Source organism: Sphingopyxis sp. CR5 (genome assembly GCF_059693785.1).
This window is the reverse complement of record NZ_JCATIE010000012.1, coordinates 113,119-135,011: the sequence shown is the minus strand read 5'-3', so window position 1 is coordinate 135,011 and position 21,893 is coordinate 113,119. Positions and strand designations below refer to the sequence as shown.

Below are 21,893 nucleotides of genomic sequence, written 5' to 3'. Positions count from 1 at the left end.
GCTGCGCGCACCCTGATCGACAAGGCTAATTACGAGCAATCACTGCCAAGGAAGCTCCGCCAATGCTCCGCGCGGGGGTGGTGAAGCGTTCAAAGGAGCGGGCCGAAGAGCCGTGCAATGTTCTGCGCCAGAGTCGCGAGGAACGACCGCCTCCTCCACGCCTCGAGGCTGAGCGTATCGCTAACGGCCAGATTGCGCTGCTGTTCCATCCTGAGATCGACAGCAACCTGTCGATCGTAGCAAACCAGGCTGGCCTCGGCATTGAGATAAAAGGAGCGCATGTCGAGATTGAGCGATCCGATGAGGACGATCTCGTCGTCAATACTGATGTGTTTGGCATGCAGCAGCCCCTCGCGGTAAAGATAGATCGCGACCCCGGCGCTCAGAAATTCTTCATAATAGGATCGCTGCGCCAAGCCTACGAGCCAGGAATCGCTAGCATGCGAAAGAATGATCCGGACTTCGACCCCGCGCATCGCGGCTGTTTTCAGAGCCTGGAGAAGCGATTCATCCGGAATGAAATATGGGGTCGTCAAAGTGACACTGCGCCGTGCGCCATGAACCAGGGCAACCACTAACGGACCTGCGCCCGCCAAGGGATATTCCGGACCGCTCGCCAGAAGCTGAGCGGCGTATTTGCCCTTGGCGCGCCCATGTGGGAAAAATTGGCTCCGGTCGAGCACCTCTCCTCGTTCGAGAAACCAGTCGGCGGTAAAGACCGCTTGCAGTTCGAGCACAATCGGTCCTTCGACGCGCAGCACAAGTTCCTTGTTGATCAGGCCCGAGGACGCCTTTTTGTCGATAACATTCTGCGAACCGATATAGCCCACCTGCCCGTCGATCACGACCATCTTGCGATGATTGCGAATATCCGCACGTACCCTGCCCAAACCTGGAAATGCGACGGGGAACGCCCGAGCGACTGCGACACCTCCCGACTCCAGTCTGCGCGTAACGGACGATGCCCAGGAAAACGAACCCATCGCATCGATCAGCACGCGGCAATCGATCCCGCGCTTCGCGGCATGCAGCAGCGCCGACATAATCCGTTCGCCGCTGGCGTCATCCGCAAAAATATAGGTCGTTACATGAACATGATCGCTTGCCTGTTCGATATCCTCAACAAGCCGATCAATTACGCCTTCGTAATCGGGTAGAAAATGGATCGCATTTCCGCCCAGCACCGGAAATCGACTGAGGCTTTCGACGAAACGCGTGGCTGATTCCAGGTGACTCGACACCGCCGGCTGTAGGCAGTGGCGCGAATGGGCGATTTGCCGGGCCGCGCGCGCAAGCAGGATTTGCCCCTCGACGAACCGCCGCCTACGCCAGCGCGGCGCCTTTGGTTGGCCTGCGATGAGATAGAATATAAACGTCGGGATCGGAAGAAAGAGAGCGAACAGAAGCCAGGTGCGGGCTTCCTCCGGCGAGCGCCGTGAGGTGACAACCACGAGCATGACAAGCCGGATCGTCCATTCCAGCGCCAGGTAAGCGAGCGGAATGGGATCTGTCAGGTTCATGCCGCGCCGGCCGCACCATCAGTGCGGTCGATGCGGCTATTCCAGAACCTGCCAGTGCTAACGAGAATGCCCCTTGGCGCCGCACCCGCCACGCCGACAGATGAAAGGGCGACACGCCAGGATTTCGACGTGCCGCCCTTCCCTATGCACGGGATGGAGGAGTGGGGGGCGTCCCGTGCCGGGCATTCGGTATATGGGGAAATTGGCAGCTCCGTGTTGTTTGCATCTCGGATCCAACGCTACCGGGCCACGCGCACTCCGGATGAGTAGCATCCCATTTGGGACCGCTTAGTAAGCGTCCAGAGGGACGATTCCATGCGCGATTTCTTACAGTTTGCCATGCAGCGCACCCCGCGCGGGCTTTTTGTAAGGAAAAGTCGCACCCAACGTCCTTACCAATATCCAGAGGACGAACCTTGCTCGACAGCATCGGCAACGGCTTTCCGCCCTTATCACACAGACCGAGCGAAAAATACGCCATGCATCAAGCCAAAATCGTCAACGCCAGCCCCCAAATCGCCATGGTCGGAAGCTATGTGCCCCGACAATGCGGAATCGCCACCTTCTCACAGGATTTGCGCGGCGCGATCGTGCAGGGTTTTCCCAAAATGGGTTGCAACATGATTGCGGTCACCGATCAAGCTGGAGCGTATGATTACCCTGCGGAAGTTAGTCTGGAAATTGAACAGCAAAATGCCCGGAGGTATATCGACACCGCCGAGTATCTGAACTCATCGCTTGTCGATGCCGTTCTCCTGCAGCACGAATTCGGGCTCTATGGCGGTCCGGCGGGAACCTATCTCACGGACTTCCTGCGCAAGCTTCGCAAACCTCTGATCACCATCTTGCATACAGTTCTGCGCAGGCCCGATGACGATCAGCGACGGGTCATGGCCGAACTGATTAGGCATTCGGCCCGTCTCGTCGTGATGGCCGAAAAGGGCCGTGAGATGGTGGAACAAATCTATGCTGCACCGACAGACCGGATTGCTGTTGTGCCGCATGGTATTCCCGACCTTGCTCTGTCCGATTCAGAGCACGCGAAGCACACACTTGGCTTCGGCGGGCGCTCGGTTGCCATGACGTTCGGCCTGCTTTCACCTGGGAAGGGGATCGAGACGATGATCGCCGCGCTGCCGCAACTGGTCCGGACCAATCCCGATCTTCTCTATGCGGTCGTCGGCGCAACCCACCCGCACCTGCGCGCGAGCGAGGGGGAGCGCTATCGCGACAGTCTTCGCCAACTGGCGGACGAGCTCGGCGTTGCCAGCCATCTCCATTTTGTCGATCGCTATGTCGATCTGCCCGATCTGCTGCAGCTGCTCGCAGCCTGCGATATCTATGTCACGCCCTATCTTAACGAGGCGCAGATTTGCTCTGGCACGCTTGCCTATGCCGTTGGCCTGGGAAAGCCGGTCGTCTCGACTCCCTATTGGCATGCGCAGGAGTTGCTGGCGGACGGCCGCGGCATGCTGGTGCCGTTCAGCGACCCGCAGGCGATGGCCGGTGCCGTCGGCCGCCTCCTGTCGGACTTCAGCTTGCGGCGCCAGACCGAGGCACGCGCCTTTGCGCTCGGCCGCACAATGACCTGGTCGGCGGTGGCGCAACGTTATGCCATGATAATTGGCGATGTTGCGAACCGGCCCATCCCGCTACAACAAGCGGAACCCCACTTTGAGGCCCAACCACAGACATCCTTTTCGCAGGCCGGCTCCAGTGATCCCCTGCACGCAGATGCGCCACGGCTTGTCGTGAATGGGCGAGTGTGAGGGCTGAATTGGAGATCGCCGGATCTGCGCCAAACGCGACCCCAGCGCGCGCGCATCTCGTTTTCGGTGGCTATCCCAATCTGAATTCGGATTTGAAAGAGCGTCCATGAAATCGATCGCCATATTTGACCTCGACGGAACACTGGCTGAAAGCAAGCAGCCGATTGATGCCGAAATGGGTGGCCTTCTGGCCAGCCTGCTCGATCATATGGCGGTTGCGGTCATCTCAGGCGGGGACTGGCCCCAATTCGACAAGCAGCTGCTCGGACGGCTGCCCGATGTCGCTGATTTGTCCCGGCTCTTTCTCTTGCCCACTTCCGGAAGCAAGTTTTTCCAATATGAGCGCCGCTGGCGGCAAATCTATGCCGATGAACTGACTGAAACTGAGCGCAGCGCGATCTACGCAGCGCTGCAACAGGCAATCGCGGCGATCGGATTGGATGCCGGGCAGAGCTGGGGCGATCGGATCGAGGATCGAGGTACGCAGATCACCTTTTCCGGTCTCGGCCAGCAGGCGCCACTCGACCAAAAACGAAGCTGGGATCCCGATCTTCGCAAACGTCAGCGGCTCAAAGCTTTCCTCGAGCCAAAGTTGCCAGCCTTTTCGATTCGTATCGGTGGAGCGACTTCGCTCGATATTACACGGCGCGGCGTCGACAAGGCCTACGGGCTTGCGCGCTTTGCCGAGGTGGTCAGCATTCGCAAGGATGAGATGATGTTCTTTGGGGATGCAGTGTTTGCAGGCGGCAATGATGCGCCTGTCAGAGCTGCGGGAATCGCAACTGTGCCGGTTGCCCTTATCGGTGAGACCAAAGCCGCAATAAGGACGATCATAGCCTGCGGCCCGCCGCTTTCCACACATTTCTGAAGCTCGGAAACCTCCCAGCAAGCCGATCTCCGGCCGCCCGGATATCGCAACGCGCTCGGGAAGGTCGGCTTTTGTCGTCCTTTCCAGCTTCCATGAAGTTTCACCCAGCTCGTCGACACGGCAAGTTGGCCAATCCCAGTGCGCCATCATCACCATCGAAGATTTCGAACCGCGCCCGCGCACCACGAGCCAGGTCCGCGCGCCGTGCAACAGGTGCTTGTGTAATTCCTGTGCCCTGCACGCGTCTCTTTTGATGGCCCATCTGAACCCTCGGCATGGGTCCGCGCGGCACGAAAATGGAAGGCATTTCCACATTCTCACGCTGAGAACATGGCTTTTCAAAGCTTCCTGGGTTCTCTGGACTCTAAGCTTCGCGCCTCTGATTCCTGTTCTCTGGCTCAGCGGAAGACCTCCGCGAGTTGTGCGCAGAATTACGCGGCTCTGGGCGCGAGGGACCTTGTCACTCCTTGCCGCGTGGACCGGTATAATACATCGCGTACACGGCGATTGCCATGTTCCTCTCAGACCAGCCTTGATTCTGGGAAATCATCAGTCGCCATGGGAAACGATTGCGGCACTCGTGTTATTTCCCGATCTGGCCATAGTCGCGAAGCAGGAACTTCTCAAAATACCCGTTCTGGGTTGGTATCTTCGATATTCTCCCATGGTCATCATCGATCGAGGCGACACCACCGGCTCGGTGCGAAGCATGGTGACAGCGTGCCGGGATGCTCTTTCCGACGGCCGATCACTGTTGATTTTCCCAGAAGGCACACGCCAACCGGTCGGATCGCCAATCATTTTCAAACGCGGCGTGGAACTGTTGTATCGTACGCTTGGCCTGCCCGCGCTTGTTTTCGCTCACGATTCCGGGCGCTTCTGGCCGGCCGGATCTGTCCTGCGGTCCGGCGTCATTACAGTTTCGCTTCTACCTCCGATTCCGCCAGGCCTGGACGCTCGGGAGTTCTTCCAGCAATCGCAGCGAATGTTGGCGGATGAGGTCGCCCGTCTCGCCGGTTAGCAAGAAAATGCCGCTACCCAATTTAGCGGCTCAGAGTTAGGTGAAGTGGCGGCAAGTTTATTGGCCACTTTTACCGGATAATGTTCGTGGCCTCGGCATGATTTAGCCCCGCGCCGTGCGACAGTGATCGAACTGCCGGAGCCCGCGATCCATTGTCACGACGCCAGCATGAGCGCAAAGATGATCGTGCCCGAGGCCAGCGCGTAGATGAGCATCGGCAGGAAGGTGAAACGAATGATCCTTCCTTCCTCCCTGATCAGACCAACCACCGCGGCTGCGGCTACCACGTTCAGCACAGATACCATGTTGCCGGCATTCGCACCGAGCATTTGTCCGGCGAGCACCAGTACTGTTGGCATGCCGACCTGCTCAGCGGCCTGCGTCTGCAAAAGAGCAAATGTCATATTGCTGAATGTGGCGCTACCTGAAAGAAAACTGCCAAGAGCGCCAAGCAACGGAGCGACCAGCGGCCATTTCGTCCCGACACCGCCAGCGGCAAAGCTGGCAAGCTCCATCGGCATGCTGCGAAGACCAGCGTCGTTCACGCCTGACTGGATAAAAATGCGTACCATCGGCACCGCTGCGCCCAGTGCCATCGCACTCGTTCCGACGATTCGGGCAGCCTCATTGAGCGAAGTTCGGACCTGGGCAAGGTTCATCCGGTGCATGCGAAGCGTCAGCACGGCGATGACAACAAACATGGCGCCTGGCAGGTAGAATGGCGCGACCGAGACACTGATCTCTGTCCCGAAGATGCCGTTCCATTGAATGGAAACCTTGTTCAACCAACTCTTGAACGGCAGGATTTCGATCCGCGTAACGACAAGCATCACCGCGAGAAGCAAATAGGGTGACCAGGCACGCTTGAGTGACATCGGGGAGGCGACGAGGGCGCCGTGCTCTAAAGTTGGTCTCAGCCCTCCATCCGGCAAAAGCCATCCCTTCCGGGCAATCGGAACGATGATCGCTAGACCACAAAGAGCGCCGATGAGCGCGGGCAGCTCGGGCCCGAGCATTGCCGCCACGCCAAGTGCGGGCAGCGTGTAGGCAAAGCCGGCCGCCAAGGCGAATTTCCACGCCGCGAGACCGGCCTTCCAACTTTGACGCACATCGAAGAAACGCGTGAAGATCAGGATCATGATGAGAGGGATGAGGCTGCCGACAAAAAGATCTATCATCGCTGCCTGAACCGCGACTGCTTCGAGCATGGTTTCCAAACTTTGGTCACCGTCGGCCGCGATTGCCGCATCGACCTGTCCGTCTTCCTCCAGACCCTGCGCGAGGCCTATTGCGACGGGCGTGCCGATCGCGCCGAAGGAAACAGGGCTGCTGTCGGCAATCAGCGCAAGCACCACGGCTGCCATTGGCCTGAAGCGCAGAGCGACAAGCAAGGGTGCGGTGATCGCGGCCGGGGTTCCGAAACCAGCAGCACCTTCGAGGAAGGCCCCGAAAAGCCAGGCGATGACTATAATCTGCGCGCGGGGGTCAGGGGCAATGCGGGTGAACCCGTCCCGGATGACGGTCATGGCTCCGCCTGCCGTGAGAACCTTGAGCAGGAAAATCGCCCCGAAGACTATCCAGACGATCGATGCCGCGATCACCGTCCCCTCGGCGGCGGCAGCAAGAACCTGGATTACCGGCACACGCCAGATGACGACGCTCACAAGGGCGGTAACGAGAAGGCTGATAGGCATCGCCACGGCGGCAGGCAAACGAAGCATGACCAGCAGTCCGAGGACCGCAATGAGCGGCGCAAGCGCGGCAAGGATCAAGGCTATTGTGATCGGGCCAGCACTCCCCTGCTGTCGGGCGTTGCACCTCCGGCGCCCATTGAGACGCTTGGTACGGATACGTATTACACTGGAACCGCGAGCTCGTGGGTCCCCTTATCCGTGACATCAGTCTTCGCGATCACGCAAGGTTGCCTTATGTTTGGGATCTTTGTCTGCGCGCGGCACGCACTTTAGTGTGGCATCTTTGGAAGTTCCCAAGCATGTGTCGATAGAGACGGGTCCCCGCCGAATGTGCGAGGGTCGATTGAGAATGAGCGCGTGAATTTGCGGGGGTAAGGTCAAATATGTGCTTTTCGGCCACAGCTAGTTTCACCGCCGGAGCAGCGTTGCTGGTTACCGGTGCATTCAGCATACGCCTTGCGCGAAACCCTGCCGAGCGGCCATATGCAGCGATACCGCTCCTGTTTGGCGTTCAGCAATTGATCGAGGGCGCGCTTTGGCTGACATTCCCTGACAAGACGCAGCTTCTCAGTACCGTGCTGACTTACGCCTATTCGATATTTTCACACGTACTCTGGCCAATCTTTGTCCCGCTCGCCGTCTATTTTCTCGAACCTGTGAAATGGCGCCGCAAGGCGCTGCTGGTAGCGGTTGCGGGAGGAACAGCAGTGGGTCTTTATCTGCTCTATTTCCTCATCCGGCTTCCGATTGTGGCTACAGCTGCCGAGGGACATATCGACTACGTATCACCCCACTTCTACGTTAAAATCGTCATGGCTCTGTATATTTTGGGAACCTGCATAAGCCCTCTTCTGTCGAGCCACCGCTGGGTGCGATGGTTTGGCATCGCAGCGATCGTGTCGTTTCTTCTTGCCGGCATCTTTTACCTAACCTGGTTCATATCGGTCTGGTGTTTCTTTGCAGCGATCATGAGCGTGATGGTTCTGATGTTCTTCTTACGGCGTTCGCCGGCGCTCGCCTCCGGCGCGCGAATGGACACAGCAAAATCCGAGCGCTTCCTCGCCGAGTGACGGAATGGCGTGGCGCTGGATCGGGGAAAGTTTACAGTCTTCCTGTTGGTGGAGGAGGGAGGCAAAGCGATGCGGGATGACGCACCTCAAAATTCCTGATGTTCCTTGACCCTTATCGTCCGGGTATCCCGAACTCCCATTTACAAGCGAGACGACCGTTACCGGGTCGCAGATCGGCAGCGTGCGAGCAGCTCGCTGCAATGACAGCTATTCGAAAGGCTTAACTGTTGGATCACGAAATTCCCCACTTGAGGGAAATTTTTGTTTTCCTCGCGGCTGCCGGATTGGTGATCCCGACCGTCCGTAAACTCGGCATCAGCTCTGTCCTCGGATTTCTATTTGCCGGCCTTTTGATTGGCCCGCACGGTCTCAACCGCATTGTCGTGGATGTGCCACTGCTCGCCTATGTGGTTATCGCGGATGTCGACGGTGTCCGTCGCGTCGCTGAGCTCGGCATAATCTTTCTGCTGTTCATGATCGGCCTTGAACTCTCGACGAGGCAATTGTGGGGGATGCGACGGATCGTTTTCGGTCTTGGCACCGGGCAAGTCTGCGCATCCGCTGCCATCATCGGGGCGATCGCCTACGCCTTCGGCAACTCCATGATCGCATCCGCGATTTTAGGGCTCTGTCTGGCATTATCATCCACCGCGCTCGTCATGCAGAGTTTGACTGAGACAGGGCGTCTTGGCACCCGGTTCGGGCGCACAGCGTTCGGTATCCTCCTGTTTCAAGACCTCGCCGTCGTCCCCGTCCTCTTTCTCGTAGGCGTGGCTGGCGCAGAAGGTAGCGAGTCGCTGGCCGGAGCCGCTACACGGGCGATCCTTCAGGCTGCTATCATTATCGCCGCCATTCTGGCCGTCGGACGCATTGCTATACGGCCGCTGTTGCGGTTCGTCGGCGGCAGCGGCAGCCGCGAAGTGTTTATGGCCGCCGTCCTGCTGATTGTGCTTGGAACCGCTGCACTCACGGCACAGGCGGGCCTTTCGATGGCCCTCGGCGCATTTCTTGCTGGGCTGCTGTTCGCAGACACCGAGTACCGCCACCAGGTGGCCAGTGATATCGAGCCCTTCAAGGGCCTACTCCTGGGCCTCTTCTTCATGTCCGTCGGCATGAGCCTTGACGTGAGTGCCGTCTGGCAGTTGCTAGGCTGGGTCGTACTTTCAGTGATTGGCCTCGTCGCACTCAAAGCTGGGACCCTGTTCGTGGTTTCGAAAGCGTTCCGGCAGCCCACAGCCGTCGCTGCGGAGACTGCGGTCCTGCTCTGCCAAGGCGGCGAATTTGCATTCGTCATCCTCGCTGCCGGGCTTGCGGTCGGCGTGCTGGACCCAACTGTCGGTCAGTTCATGCTTATGGTGGTTATCTTGACGATGTTTCTCACCCCGGCCCTTTCCGCCGCCGGCCGCCTGCTGGGCCGATTTTTAGAGAAGCGGGAGAATGGCACCCTCGTACCTGCCGACCTCGGGATTACAGGGGAAGCCCATGTGATTATCGGCGGCTTCGGCCGGGTTGGGCATCTTCTGGCTGATCTGCTAGACGCTCAGCGCATCAGTTATGTCGCGCTCGATACCGATGCCGAAGTCATCGCACGTCAGCGTGCGAAGGGAATGCCGGTTGTCTTTGGCGATGCAAGTCAGCCGGATCTTCTTCCGCATCTTGGTATCGAGCGCGCTGCGGCGTTCGTGACCACTATGGATGCGCCCGGGAGTGCCGAGCATGTTGTCGGCGCGGTTCACCAGCTCTGGCCGCATGTGCCCATTTACGCAAGAGCCCGAGATGCGGAGCATGCACGCCGGCTGCAAGCACTCGGTGCATCGGGGACGGTACCCGACACCGTTGAGGCTAGTCTGCAATTGTGCGAAGAACTCCTGACCGGCATCGGCTTCCCCGAGGAAGCTGCACGTGCCATCGTCAATGAGCGCCGCAACGATCTGTTCGCGGCGCGCACCGTTTGAACCGATCCCGAGCGACGCGGCGAGCCAATTGGTTGCGCCGCGATACCGTGAAAGAGCGAATCCGAACTCACGGTGTAATTCCCTCGGTGTTCAAGCGTCTTTGCCAAGCGAGCAATGAATCCGCAGTGTACGCTGCCGGACGAGAGAACGAAGAATCTTCTGGAGGTTGTTTTGGCAAAAGTGACGCTTGAGGTCGGCGGCCTCTTCGAGGAACTCGATCATCTCGGCGTAGAGAAACAACTGGAAGCCGAGGACGGCGTCAGTCGCGCTGTCGCCAATCCGGCTTCGGGAAGCGTTACGGTTGATTTTGACGGGGGTTTGACGAGCGAGGAAGAGCTGCGCCGGACCGTGCTCTCCTGCGGGTTCCGCTGTCGCGGCACGGTCCATCCCCGACATGTCTGCAAGCCAGGGCCCGACCCGGTACCATCCGCTCATGCCGGCCACGAAAGAGTTGCGGCTGCCAGCAAGGCGCACGCGCAGGATGCCATGGCGCACGAAATGGGACACGGCGCCGGTGCCGACATGCAAGCGATGGTCCGTGACATGCGCAACCGGTTCTGGGTGGCTCTCCTCTTTACCATTCCGATCTTTGTCTATTCGCCAATGGGCGGCATGTTCACGCCGCCTGCTCCGCCTTTCGGGTTGGGCCTCGATCTGTGGCTGTTCTTCCTCGCGAGCGCTGCGGTTATCTATCCCAGCTGGCCGTTCTTCGTCGCCGCCTGGCGCGCGCTGCGCAACGGAATCCTCAACATGGCAGTGCTTGTCGTGCTGTCGGTCGGAACAGGCTATCTCTTCAGCGTCGGCTCGACCTTCCTCTTTCCCGGTGTGCAGTTCTACGAGGCAGTCGCGGTCCTGCTGGTCTTTATCCTGCTCGGCCACTGGCTCGAAATGCGCGCGCGCGCCGGGGCGTCGCAGGCGATACGCGCACTGCTCGATCTCGCGCCGCCGATGGCGACCGTCATTCGCGATGGCCGCGAAGTGGAGATCGCCACCTCCGAAGTCCAGGTGGGCGAAACGATCATTATCAAGCCTGGCAACAAGATACCCGTCGACGGGGAAATCGTCGAAGGAACCTCGCTAATCGATGAATCGATGCTTACCGGCGAGTCGATGCCGGTCAACAAGGCGGTCGGCGACGAAGTCATCGGCGCATCGATCAACAAGAGCGGCAGCTTCCGGTACAAGGCAACCAAAGTTGGTGCCGACACCGCGCTGGCCCAAATTGTCAAGCTCGTCCAGGAAGCGCAGAATTCCAAGGCCCCGGCGCAACTGCTTGCCGACCGCGCGTCGCAGTGGTTGGTCTTGATCGCGATCCTTATCGGACTGGCGACCTTTGCGACATGGTTCTGGTGGCTCGGCGCGCCATTGCTGTTCGCCGTCACGCTGACAATAACCGTCTTCGTCATTGCTTGCCCGGATGCTCTGGGACTCGCGACCCCGATGGCGGTCATGGTCGGGACCGGGCTCGGCGCGACCAACGGCATCCTGTTCAAGAATGCCGGCGCGCTCGAGGATGCGACCAAACTCGACGTCATCGTATTCGACAAGACCGGCACGCTAACCATGGGGCAGCCGCATGTGGTCGACATCGTCGCTGCGGAAGGCCGATCCGACGAGGATGTGTTGCGGCTCGCCGCCGCGGTCGAGCGTGGTTCGGAACACCCGCTCGCACTCGCCATCCTTGACCGCGCAGGCGATCTCGCGCTCGACGACGTCCGCGACTTTCATAACCGGGAAGGCATGGGCGCAGAGGCGCTGGTGGGCGGAAGCACGGTGCTGCTCGGCAATCGCCGACTGATGGACGAGGAGAACGTCCCACTCGGCACCTTGTCCGAGGCGGCGGATGAGCTGAAGGGTGCCGGACGAACAGTCGTTCACGTCGCGCACAAGGGCGATCTGGTCGGTCTGATCGCCATCGCCGACGCCCCGCGCCCCACCGCCATTGCGGCGGTCGCGGCGCTGCGCAAGCGCGGGGTCGAAGTGGCAATGCTGACCGGCGACAATGAGGGCACGGCAAAGCGCGTGGCGGCACAGCTGGGCATCGGCACCGTGCTCGCCGACGTCCTGCCCGGCCAGAAGGCCGATAAAGTCAAGGAGTTGCAGGCCCAGGGCAAGCGCGTGGGCATGGTTGGAGACGGAATCAACGATGCGCCCGCGCTGACCCAGGCCGATGTCGGTTTTGCGATCGGGGCCGGCACCGATGTCGCTATGGAAAGCGCCGATGTCGTACTTATGCGCAGCGATCCTTATGACGTGGTCGGCGCGATCGTTCTTTCGAAAGCAACCTTGCGCAAGATGCACCAGAACCTGTTCTGGGCTGTCGCTTACAATGTCATTGCCTTTCCGGTCGCGGCGGGGGTCCTCTACCCGCTGATCATCAGCCCGGCGGTCGCCGCCATCGCCATGTCGGGGAGCTCCGCGCTCGTGGCCGTGAATGCACTGCTCCTCAAAAGGACGCGAATGGAAGGTATCGGCAGCAGCGTAGCGGAGTCCGGAGAAAGCGATCGGAGCCCCACGGCGAGCCCGATTCCTGCGTGATGCTGTGCTACCCGCAGCATACCGTTGGCGCATTGCCCCTCCTGTCAAAACAGGATCATTCCAGCGGTTGAGCAGCCGACAACGCCCAGACAGGCACGGACAAATGCGGCAGAGCAATCGACGCGGGGCAGTCGCGTTGTAATTACAGTCGAGCGAGCGCGTCTGTATCCATCAAGCGGCGCGGTGTGCCGCTCCACACCCGAGGAAGGCGCCAATGACATTGCAACTTACTTTTCTGGGCGGTGCCGGTACGGTCACCGGATCGAAATATCTCGTCGAGACCGACGACTGCAAAATCCTTGTCGACTGCGGCCTGTTCCAAGGTTTCAAGCAGCTACGCCTGCGCAATCGCCACCCCCTCCCCATAGCGCCGACCGATATCGATGCCGTTCTCCTCACGCATGCTCATCTTGATCATTCGGGTTTTATTCCGGCGCTTGTCCGCGACGGTTTCCGTGGCCCCGTGATCAGCACGCACGCGACTTTCAAGCTGTGCGAGCTCCTGCTCCCGGACAGCGGCTATCTCATGGAAGCGGACGCGCGCTATGCCAACAAGCGCGGGTTCAGCAAACACACGCCGGCTCTTCCGCTCTATACCGAACGCGATGCCAAGGCGGCGCTTACCTCCTTCGCTCCGACCGGCTTCGACGAACCGACGAGAGTTGCCGAAGGCTGCAGCGCGATCTTCCGGCCAATGGGGCATATTCTCGGGGCGGCCAGCATCGAACTGAACTGTAACGGCAAGCGGATCGTCTTTTCGGGCGATATCGGCCGCTACTCCGCAGCAACGATGATCGATCCGGTGCGCGTTCCGCGAGCAGACTATCTCGTCGTCGAGTCGACCTATGGCAACCGACACCATGACGAGACCGACCCCGAAACCGCGTTGGAAGATGTCATCAACCGCACCATCGGGCGCGGCGGAAGCGTCATCATCCCGTCATTTGCGGTCGGACGCGCGCAGACGCTGCTGTTTCATCTGAGCCAGCTGCGTCGCCGCGGACGGCTTGGTCCTGTACCGATCTTCCTCAACAGCCCGATGGCGGTCAACGCAAGTTCGATCTTCTGCGACCATGTTGGAGAGCACCGCCTAACAGAAGAGCAGTGCCGGGAGGCCTGCGGCATTGCCGAATACGTCCGTGACGTCGAAGACTCAAAGCGCCTCAATCGCGACCCCATGCCCAAAATCATTGTCGCGGCCAGCGGGATGGCGACAGGCGGAAGGATATTGCATCATCTCAAAGCTTATGCCCCCGATCCCCGCAACTCGATCCTCCTGGCCGGTTTCCAGGCTGGCGGGACACGGGGCGCAGCCCTGCGCGATGGTGCCAGCGAACTGAAGATCCACGGAGAGTTCATTCCTGTGCGCGCAGAGGTTGCCACTCTCGACATGCTGTCTGCCCATGCCGACCAGGGCGAACTCCTGCGATGGCTTGGCGGCTTCGAGGATCCGCCGATCCAGACATTCGTGACTCACGGTGAGCCGGAGGCCTCCGATATGTTTCGCCGTTGCATCACCGAACGGCTTGGGTGGGAGGCGCGGGTGCCCGAACACGGCGAGCGCGTGGTGCTCGCGTGAGGGCGAGCGGGCCTCAGATGCTTACCGACCAGCCAGTGGCGCCTCATGGCCTGCGCGTCCGACGCCTCGGCATCGAGACCGGCGGCGAAGCGATCGTGTTCATGCACGCCGACTGTCCAGTCGCCCGTTCGGAAGGGTTCGCGACGCGGACGCGCGTGGAAGTCCATGCGGGAGGCCGCCGCGCACTCGCAACGCTCTTTTTCACGACAAACGGCCTGCTCGACCCCGACGAGGTCGGATTGCCGAACGCTCTTTGGCGCCAGCTTCATGCTGGCGATGGCGATGTCATTGAGGTGCGTCATCCGCAGCCACTCGCTTCGATGAGCGATGTGCGCGCCAAGATCTACGGCCATCGTCTCGAGCAGGACCGGCTTGCGCGGATCGTCGCGGATATCGCCACCGGCCGCTATTCCGACGTGGAACTCGCCGCATTTGTGACCGCCTTTGCCGGGCAGCCGCTCGACGTGAGAGAAACTGCGGCGTTGACACGTGCCATGCTCGAAGCGGGTGACCGGCTCGACTGGCCCGATGAACTGGTTTTGGACAAACACTGCGTCGGCGGGCTCCCGGCCAACCGCACCACTCCGCTCATTGTGGCGATTGTCACCGCTGCCGGCTTCACCATGCCCAAAACCTCTTCCCGCGCCATCACCTCGCCGGCAGGGACGGCCGATGCGATGGAAGTGATGGCGCCAGTCAATCTCGATCTGGCAGCGATGCGGCGCGTGGTCGAGCGTGAGGGCGGATGTGTCGTCTGGGGCGGCAATGTGCGCCTGAGCCCGGCTGACGACATCCTGATCGGAGTCGAGCGCGCGCTCGATGTGGATAGTGAAGTCCAACTTGTCGCGTCCATCCTGTCCAAGAAGCTCGCGGCCGGGGCGACGCATGTCCTGCTCGATCTACCCGTGGGCGCAACTGCCAAAGTGCGCTCACCAGCTGAAGCAGCCAGGCTCAGCGCGCATCTGGTCGCGGTCGCGGCGGAATTCCATCTCTCGGTGACCCCGGTGTTGACCGACGGAACACAGCCGGTGGGGTCGGGCATCGGGCCAGCGCTCGAGGCGCACGATGTTCTCGCCGTCCTTCGCAGAGCTCCCGATGCTCCGGCGGACCTGCGCGAGCGGTCGATTGATCTGTCAGGCAGAATACTCGACCTCGCCGGCGGACCGCCCGGGCGGGGGCGTGCGCAGGCGAGCGCGATCCTCGACGACGGCCGGGCGCTCGACAAGTTCATGGCGATTTGCGAAGCTCAAGGGGGCTTTTCCGAACCGTCCACCGCACCGCTGCGATATACGATCAGCGCACCTCGCAGTGCCAGGGTGGCGGCATTCGACAATCGGACGCTGGCGCGTGTTGCCAAGTTGGCGGGTGCACCGCGATCCAAATCGGCAGGTATATCGCTGCATGTGAAGCTGGGTGCGACAGTAGCGCGGGGAGAGCCGATCTTCACCGTTCACGCGGAGAGCCGCGGCGAACTGGACTACGCGCTGGCCTTCGCCGCCGCCAATCCCGACGCCATCCGATTGGCAAGCCTATGAATCCGGTCCTGTTCTCGCTCAGCGCCTCGCCCGACATGGCGGCTCACTTGTGTGCCGAGACCGGCATGGAGCTTGGAGAAATCGTCTGGCGCCAGTTTCCGGACGGTGAGAGCTATGTGCGTCTGTTGTCCTCCGTCCGTGAGCGAGACGTCGTTCTGCTGTGCACGCTCGATCGGCCCGATACCAAGGCCTTGGCTCTCTTGTTCGCAGCCGACAAGGCACGCGAAATGGGCGCGCGCCGCGTTGTCCTCGTTGCGCCCTATCTGGCCTATATGCGCCAGGACAAGGCCTTCAATGAAGGCGAAGCCGTAACTTCGGTCACTTTCGCGCGCCTACTCTCGCGCACGTTTGATGCGCTCATCACCGTCGATCCGCACCTTCATCGTCACTCGGACCTCGGCGCAGTTTATTCCATTCCGGCCATTGCGGTTCAGGCCGCGCCCGCAATCGCCGGGTGGATACGCCAGGAAGTTCCCAATCCGGTCCTTGTCGGTCCCGACGAGGAAAGCGGTCAGTGGGTCGAAGAGATCGCCGGCCTCGCCGGCGCTCGCTACGCAGTTCTCCGCAAGGAGCGCAGGGGCGACTATGACGTCAGTATTTCCGCCGCCAATCTGCCCGATTTATCCAACCTTACACCGGTGATCATTGATGACATCGCCTCGAGCGCGCGCACCATGATCGAAGCGGTGCACATTCTTCGGGAAGCAGCTGCCGCAGCGCCGATCGCGATCGTCGTCCATCCGATACTGGCAGGCGATGCCTTTGGGAAACTACAGGCGGCGGGCACCGGCCGGATCGTCAGTACCGACACCATCGCGCATCCATCCAACGCAATCAGTGTCGTCCCACAAATCGCCGCAGCACTAAAGGCGTGGCGCAATGAAACAGCCCGGCCGGAATCTTCGTCGGCGGGTCGTCAACGCGTCAACGACAGCCCTTCGTAGTGATGCGGACAGAACACCCGCCACGAAGCAGCGACCGTGGTGATGGGTCAGACAGTCGGTGTGCAGGAGATTTATCGAGATTCGGTGTCGTCTTCCCATGAGCGGCCGCCGTCGTCCCGACAACATGCCAGGTGCTTGTTCGTTTCAAGTGAGCGAAAACATTCCTGCTCCCGCCCGGGCAGGTATTGTCAACCAATGTCCCGGACAGCCCACTTGCCACTACGCCCCGGAGAACCGCTCGAGACCTGACAGATATCTGCCGTCTCTAATCAGCCGAGAACCCTCCCACATGGGCTCGAAGCGAGGACTCTGCATGGGCACATTCACAGTCGAGAAAGCCATGCTCGATGCACGTGCGGCACATCTGCAGGAGTCGGGTCTTCAGCGCACGACGTGCGCGGTGCAATCTGACGGTCACATTGTTGACCGTCGTGTCGAGACTTTTCGCGATCTCGTCCCGCGGCTCTTCGAGCAAATCGGCGCGCCAGATGACCTCCGCATAGACAGGTTTCAATGTCGGCAGGAGCCGGTAAAAGCAATTGCACACTGTCTGGTCAAGATCCACCTCCGGTTGCGTGTGCGCATGGCTGCTCTCGGCAAGCTCATGCGGATCGACACCGATCTCCTTGCTGCGCCGTCGGATGACAGTCCGCTGGAAATCGGCAATCGTCGTTGCCAGAACGCGCGAAAGCCAACCTTTGACCGATTTTGCCTCGCGAAGGTCTCCCGCGCGTTCGATCGCCCTGAGCATGAAGCGCTGCAGAACCTCGTCCGCTTCGTGGGAACTGTGAAGACGCCGGTTCAGGAATTTGAGAATGTCCTGATGACTGTCCACCAGCGCCCGTCGGACGGCTTCGTCCATCGGCCTCAAGGCATCGTCGCCGACAGCGGCCGAGGTGGCAGGGTCATCATCCATCGAGCTTTCCAATACGACTATTCTCGCTGAGGATCGCCTACCTCAAACTTCTGCAACAGAGCGCCACACTACAGGAAGCTTTAACATGTTTAACCCGAATCGATTGCTTACAATCCAGGCTTATCGTGGACGACTCAAATGCCGATGACGACCAGCGCCTCGTCTCGTCGTCGGGATCACCCGGGCAACGCAGAGAGCGTGCGCGGGCTTCAGCGTGCGGCCGTGAAGGATGGCACAAGATGATCGACTTGGCGATCACCGTCCACTTGCTGGCGCTGACCGACGATACGGGTCTGGCCCAACACGCCCGGCATCATTTCGTCGACCGTTCTCACGGCTACTGTCTCGATGACAACGCGCGAGCGGTAACCGTAATGTGCCGTCTGGCCCACCTGCGCACGCTAAGCGCCGCAGAGCAACACGCTCTCGCCGCTTATGCCGCGTTTCTCGATCATGCTTTCGACCGGCAGGCACGATATTTCAGGAACTTCATGACGTATGATCGGCGCTGGCTGGACGAGGAAGCGGCTGAGGATGCTTGCGCTCGCGCCGTTCATGCCCTGTGCGTCATGATCGCGATGCCCCCTCAGGACTGGATGCGGATCTGGGGACGCGATCTTCTTGAAACGGTCCTTCCGCGCCTGCACGAGCTCGCTTCGCCGCGTTCGTGGAGCCTGGTCTTGACGGGTCTGGACACATTGCTGCGCAACAGCTCTCCCTGGACGGAAGCGGAGCGGCTGCGCAAGCACCTGGCGCATGAATTGCTTCAGCGCTGGCGGGACGCGGTGCAACCTGCCTGGCCCTGGTTCGAAGACGGGCTGGCCTACGACAATGGACGCCTGGCCGAGGCCGCGATTACGACCGGTACGGTGCTGGGCATGGCTGACCTGCGGGAGGCTGGACTATCGGCCCTGCAGGCACTCTGGGACTGGCAATACGATGGACAGGTCTTTCACCCGGTCGGTACGCACAATTTTGGACACAGACACCAGTTGTCGTCCAGGTTCGATCAGCAACCCATCGAAGCTCATGCGATGATCGATGGGTGCCTCGCCGCCGCCAGTTCAGGTGCCGACACCGCCCTCTGGCGCGAGCGCGCGGATATCGCGATGGCATGGTTTTTCGGACGAAATGATCTTGGCCGCGCGCTCGTGGAACCAGAAAAGGGTCTGTGTCATGATGGCCTTCACGAAGACAGGATGAATGCCAATGCAGGCGCGGAATCGACGCTCGCCTATATCGGCGCGTTCCTCTCGATGGCTTCGCTGGAGAGACAGCGATGACCGGCAGGCGACTCAGGACGCCTTCAAAGCCTTGTCCAAGGATCCAACTGGAGAGGCCCTGGGAAAGCAGAACGCTATGACAACCGGCATTTTGCCCTCAGCGACCCGCCTTTCCAAAAAGCGCAGCGAGTTCGGCGAATTTGGCGCGCTGCGTTTCCTTGTCGCCGCTCTCGATCGCTTCCTGAACACAGTCCTGGGCATGAATGGCGAGAACCTTGACTCTCGTTGCCCGCAAGGCGGCTTCCATCGCAGCGATTTGATGCAGGATATCGGCGCAGTACCGCTCGTCTTCCAACATGCGGATCACACCCCTTGCCTGGCCCTCGACCCGCCGCAGACGAGCGATTTCCTTGGTGAACTTCATCTCTCGATCCCTCGTCGCCTCAGGGCATATCGTACCAAATGCACCGCTCTTCCTTACCCTACCCGGGTAAAGTTTACAAATGTCCGCCTTTCGGCTACCGGAGAATGGTGTCGAAACACGAGCCTGTCCGTCGGAGCGGGACAAACCGCGAAGCACGCCGAATTTGCCCGGCCGGAAGCAAGGAGCCGATCATGACGCAATTGTCCATTCCCCGCGCGATCCTGGTCTGGGGCACGGCTTTGAGCCTGTTCCTGATGATCAGCCTTATCGCCTGTATTCTTTACGGTTTGGCCCTGCCTTCCGGATTCGAAATGCACCGCGCCTGGTCGCCCTGGCTCCCCGGGTTCGAATGGCTGACACTCGGCGGTGTTCTCGCGGGTCTGTTTTGGTCCTTGATCTACGGTTTTTGGGCGGCGGCCCTCCTCGTCCCCCTGCACCGCCTCGCAAGGCGTTGGTTCGGAGTTGCAAATGACTGATCGCAAGGCCTGCTGCGACCCTGCCAGCGGCGCGCTGCCGCCCGAAGGAATAGCGATTGATCCGGTTTGCGGCATGAGCGTTACGATTGCCGGAGCCAAGCACAGCGCCGAGCACGACGGTGCGCGGCATTACTTCTGCTCCGCGCACTGCCAGCAGAAATTCGTAACCGATCCCGAAATGTACCTGAGCGGGGCGCATCTGCAGGCGGTCGAGGACGTGCCGGAGGGCACGATATACACCTGCCCGATGCACCCGGAAATCCGGCAGCAAGGACCAGGCTCGTGCCCGATCTGCGGCATGGCGCTCGAACCGGAAACCTTCAGCCTCGATGACGGCCCCGATCCGGAGCTCATCGACATGAGCCGGCGCTTCTGGATAAGTCTGCTCTTCACTATCCCGTTGTTCATCTACGCGATGGGCGATCTGATCCCGGGACAGCCGTTTTCACAGCTTGTCGAACCGGCCTTGGCGCAATGGATACAGCTGGCGCTGGCCACACCTGTCGTGCTCTGGGGCGCGTGGCCATTCTTTACGCGCGGTCTGCAATCGGTCCGGACGATGAACCTCAACATGTTCACGCTGATCGGGCTCGGCGTCGCCATCGCCTATGCGTTCAGCGTCGTGGGAACGATTGCGCCGCACATCTTCCCGCCCGGCTTTCACGATGCCGATGGCCGGGTGGCGGTCTATTTCGAAGCGGCGGCGGTCATCGCCACGCTCGTCCTGCTCGGGCAGGTGCTCGAACTCAAGGCACGGGGCGCAACATCGAGCGCTCTGCGCGCGCTGCTCGAACTCGCTCCGCCGACCGCGCTAAAACTCATGCCCGACGGCTCGGAGCGTGAGGTCGCTCTCGATCAGGTCGCGACGGGCGACCGCCTGCGCGTCCGCCCCGGCGACAAGATCGCCGTCGACGGCCGTATTCTTGAAGGCTCGAGCAGCGTCGATGAATCGATGATCAGCGGCGAGCCGCTACCGGTGAAAAAGTCAATCGGCGACGAGGTGACGGGGGGTACGGTCAACCAGACCGGCGGCTTTGTCATGACTGCGGAACGCGTGGGCAAGGACACGATGCTGTCCAAGATCGTGCAGATGGTGGCTGAGGCGCAGCGCAGCCGCGCGCCGATCCAGCGTCTGGCCGATCTTGTCGCGGGCTGGTTCGTGCCCGTGGTAATCGGCATCGCCATACTTACCTTCGCTGCCTGGGCGGTCTGGGGGCCGGAACCGGCGTTCGCGTATGGCCTGGTCAATGCCGTAGCCGTACTCATCATTGCCTGCCCCTGCGCCCTGGGCCTCGCCACGCCAATGTCGATCATGACCGGGACCGGCAAGGGTGCGCAAAACGGTATCCTGGTGAAAAATGCCGAGGCGCTCGAGACCTTCGAAAAGGTCGACACCATCGTCATCGACAAGACCGGGACACTGACCGAAGGCCGACCGGAGCTGGTCATGGTCGAACCTGCACAGGGCATCGATGAATCGGAGATGCTGCGCCTGGTGGGCGCCGCCGAAATCGGCAGTGAACACCCGCTCGCCGAGGCGATCGTCAAGGGCGCTCGCGCGCGCGGCCACAAGTTCGCGGCGGCGAGCGATTTTTCCTCCGTGACGGGCGAAGGTATCGAGGCAAGCGTCGGCAAGCGACGCGTCGCGATCGGCAACGCAAAGATGATGCGCCGGGTCGGTGCCTATGACCCGATCATGGCCGACGCCGCCGAAACCGCCCGAGCGAAAGGGCGGACGGTGATGTTCGTCGCCATCGACGGCAAGCCGGCCGGGCTGATCGGCGTCGCCGATCCGATCAAGCCGACCAGCGCGCGCGCCATCGGCCGTCTCCACGCAGCAGGTATTCGGGTGGTCATGCTGACCGGCGACAGCGAGGCAACCGCGCGCGCCGTGGCGAACGAAGTGGGGATCGACGAGGTCCATGCCGATGTCTCGCCTGCGGACAAGAACCGCATCGTCGGTGAATTGAAGGCGGCAGGCAAGACTGTCGCAATGGCGGGCGACGGGATCAACGATGCGCCTGCGCTCGCCGCGGCCGATGTTGGGGTGGCGATGGGAACCGGCACCGATGTCGCGATTGAAAGCGCCGGCATGACCCTTGTGCGCGGAGATCTCGAAGGCCTGGCCCAGGCGCACCGGCTTTCGAGTGCAACCATGCGCAATATCCGGCAGAATCTGTTCTTCGCCTTCGCCTACAACTCGCTCGGCGTGCCGATTGCCGCTGGCGTGCTGTTCCCCTGGTTTGGCATATTGCTGAGCCCGATGATCGCGGCAGCCGCGATGAGCCTCTCTTCGGTGTCGGTTATCGGCAATGCGCTGAGACTACGGACGCTCGATCTCAGAAGCGAGCCATGACGGTG

16 protein-coding genes are annotated in these 21,893 nt (G+C 60.9%); 12 read left to right on the top strand and 4 right to left on the bottom strand.

The genetic code is table 11. From position 1 onward, the window contains the following. Positions 1 to 89: 89 nt before the first annotated feature. Positions 90 to 1,520 (bottom strand): cardiolipin synthase, encoded by a 1,431-nt coding sequence (gene cls, locus AC58D2_RS17535; protein ID WP_494227724.1) that lies wholly within the window; start codon positions 1,518 to 1,520, stop codon positions 90 to 92. A gap of 416 nt (positions 1,521 to 1,936) precedes the next feature. Here cls and AC58D2_RS17530 point away from each other — a divergent pair, with 416 nt between their 5' ends. The 3 genes from AC58D2_RS17530 (at position 1,937) to AC58D2_RS17520 (ending at position 5,178) form a co-directional block, all read left to right on the top strand. Then, a complete protein-coding gene (locus AC58D2_RS17530; protein WP_497392375.1) occupies positions 1,937 to 3,289 on the top strand; it encodes a glycosyltransferase family 4 protein in 1,353 nt (450 codons plus the stop codon). Positions 3,290 to 3,395: 106 nt separating this feature from the next. After that, on the top strand, positions 3,396 to 4,157 hold the full coding sequence (locus AC58D2_RS17525; RefSeq protein ID WP_447953463.1) for an HAD-IIB family hydrolase: 762 nt from the start codon (positions 3,396 to 3,398) through the stop codon (positions 4,155 to 4,157). A 253-nt stretch (positions 4,158 to 4,410) separates the two neighbouring features. Then, on the top strand, positions 4,411 to 5,178 hold the full coding sequence (locus AC58D2_RS17520; RefSeq protein ID WP_119083577.1) for a lysophospholipid acyltransferase family protein: 768 nt from the start codon (positions 4,411 to 4,413) through the stop codon (positions 5,176 to 5,178). Positions 5,179 to 5,333: 155 nt separating this feature from the next. Here AC58D2_RS17520 and AC58D2_RS17515 read toward each other — a convergent pair whose 3' ends face one another. Next, positions 5,334 to 6,950 (bottom strand): L-lactate permease, encoded by a 1,617-nt coding sequence (locus AC58D2_RS17515; RefSeq protein ID WP_231958713.1) that lies wholly within the window; start codon positions 6,948 to 6,950, stop codon positions 5,334 to 5,336. 305 nt (positions 6,951 to 7,255) lie between these two features. Here AC58D2_RS17515 and AC58D2_RS17510 point away from each other — a divergent pair, with 305 nt between their 5' ends. From AC58D2_RS17510 to AC58D2_RS17485, 6 genes are all read left to right on the top strand, one after another. Then, the gene (locus AC58D2_RS17510) at positions 7,256 to 7,942 is read left to right on the top strand and encodes a DUF6629 family protein (protein WP_066850754.1); all 687 of its coding nucleotides are present in this window, start codon (positions 7,256 to 7,258) and stop codon (positions 7,940 to 7,942) included. Between the two features lie 227 nt (positions 7,943 to 8,169). Next, positions 8,170 to 9,897 (top strand): cation:proton antiporter domain-containing protein, encoded by a 1,728-nt coding sequence (locus AC58D2_RS17505; protein WP_119083578.1) that lies wholly within the window; start codon positions 8,170 to 8,172, stop codon positions 9,895 to 9,897. A 114-nt stretch (positions 9,898 to 10,011) separates the two neighbouring features. Continuing rightward, entirely contained in the window at positions 10,012 to 12,435 is a 2,424-nt protein-coding gene (locus AC58D2_RS17500; protein ID WP_497392374.1) for a heavy metal translocating P-type ATPase, read from the top strand. 214 nt (positions 12,436 to 12,649) lie between these two features. Next, complete coding sequence (locus AC58D2_RS17495) at positions 12,650 to 14,014, top strand: MBL fold metallo-hydrolase RNA specificity domain-containing protein (RefSeq protein WP_494227567.1); 1,365 nt, start codon at positions 12,650 to 12,652, stop codon at positions 14,012 to 14,014. 17 nt (positions 14,015 to 14,031) lie between these two features. Further along, positions 14,032 to 15,549, top strand: coding sequence for a thymidine phosphorylase family protein (locus AC58D2_RS17490; protein WP_179408462.1), 1,518 nt, complete (start codon positions 14,032 to 14,034; stop codon positions 15,547 to 15,549). Continuing rightward, on the top strand, positions 15,546 to 16,493 hold the full coding sequence (locus AC58D2_RS17485) for a ribose-phosphate diphosphokinase (protein ID WP_494227569.1): 948 nt from the start codon (positions 15,546 to 15,548) through the stop codon (positions 16,491 to 16,493). The genes AC58D2_RS17490 and AC58D2_RS17485 overlap by 4 nt, the downstream gene beginning before the upstream one ends. Before the next feature lie 265 nt (positions 16,494 to 16,758). On the opposite strand, the gene AC58D2_RS17480 is transcribed toward AC58D2_RS17485, so the two are convergent. Next, the gene (locus AC58D2_RS17480) at positions 16,759 to 17,409 is read right to left on the bottom strand and encodes a sigma-70 family RNA polymerase sigma factor (protein ID WP_494227570.1); all 651 of its coding nucleotides are present in this window, start codon (positions 17,407 to 17,409) and stop codon (positions 16,759 to 16,761) included. 239 nt (positions 17,410 to 17,648) lie between these two features. On the opposite strand from AC58D2_RS17480, the gene AC58D2_RS17475 reads away from it, so the two are divergent. Next, the gene (locus tag AC58D2_RS17475) at positions 17,649 to 18,692 is read left to right on the top strand and encodes a hypothetical protein (protein ID WP_494227571.1); all 1,044 of its coding nucleotides are present in this window, start codon (positions 17,649 to 17,651) and stop codon (positions 18,690 to 18,692) included. Positions 18,693 to 18,789: 97 nt separating this feature from the next. Here the strand turns inward: AC58D2_RS17475 and AC58D2_RS17470 are convergent, their stop codons facing one another. After that, entirely contained in the window at positions 18,790 to 19,056 is a 267-nt protein-coding gene (locus AC58D2_RS17470) for a metal-sensing transcriptional repressor (protein ID WP_494227572.1), read from the bottom strand. Positions 19,057 to 19,247: 191 nt separating this feature from the next. Here AC58D2_RS17470 and AC58D2_RS17465 point away from each other — a divergent pair, with 191 nt between their 5' ends. Together AC58D2_RS17465 and AC58D2_RS17460 are read left to right on the top strand one after the other, a co-directional pair. Then, positions 19,248 to 19,532 carry a hypothetical protein gene (locus AC58D2_RS17465; RefSeq protein WP_482964478.1) on the top strand — a complete coding sequence of 95 codons (285 nt, stop codon included), beginning with the start codon at positions 19,248 to 19,250 and terminating at the stop codon, positions 19,530 to 19,532. After that, on the top strand, positions 19,525 to 21,888 hold the full coding sequence (locus AC58D2_RS17460; RefSeq protein ID WP_497392373.1) for a heavy metal translocating P-type ATPase: 2,364 nt from the start codon (positions 19,525 to 19,527) through the stop codon (positions 21,886 to 21,888). The genes AC58D2_RS17465 and AC58D2_RS17460 overlap by 8 nt, the downstream gene beginning before the upstream one ends. Positions 21,889 to 21,893 lie beyond the last annotated feature (5 nt).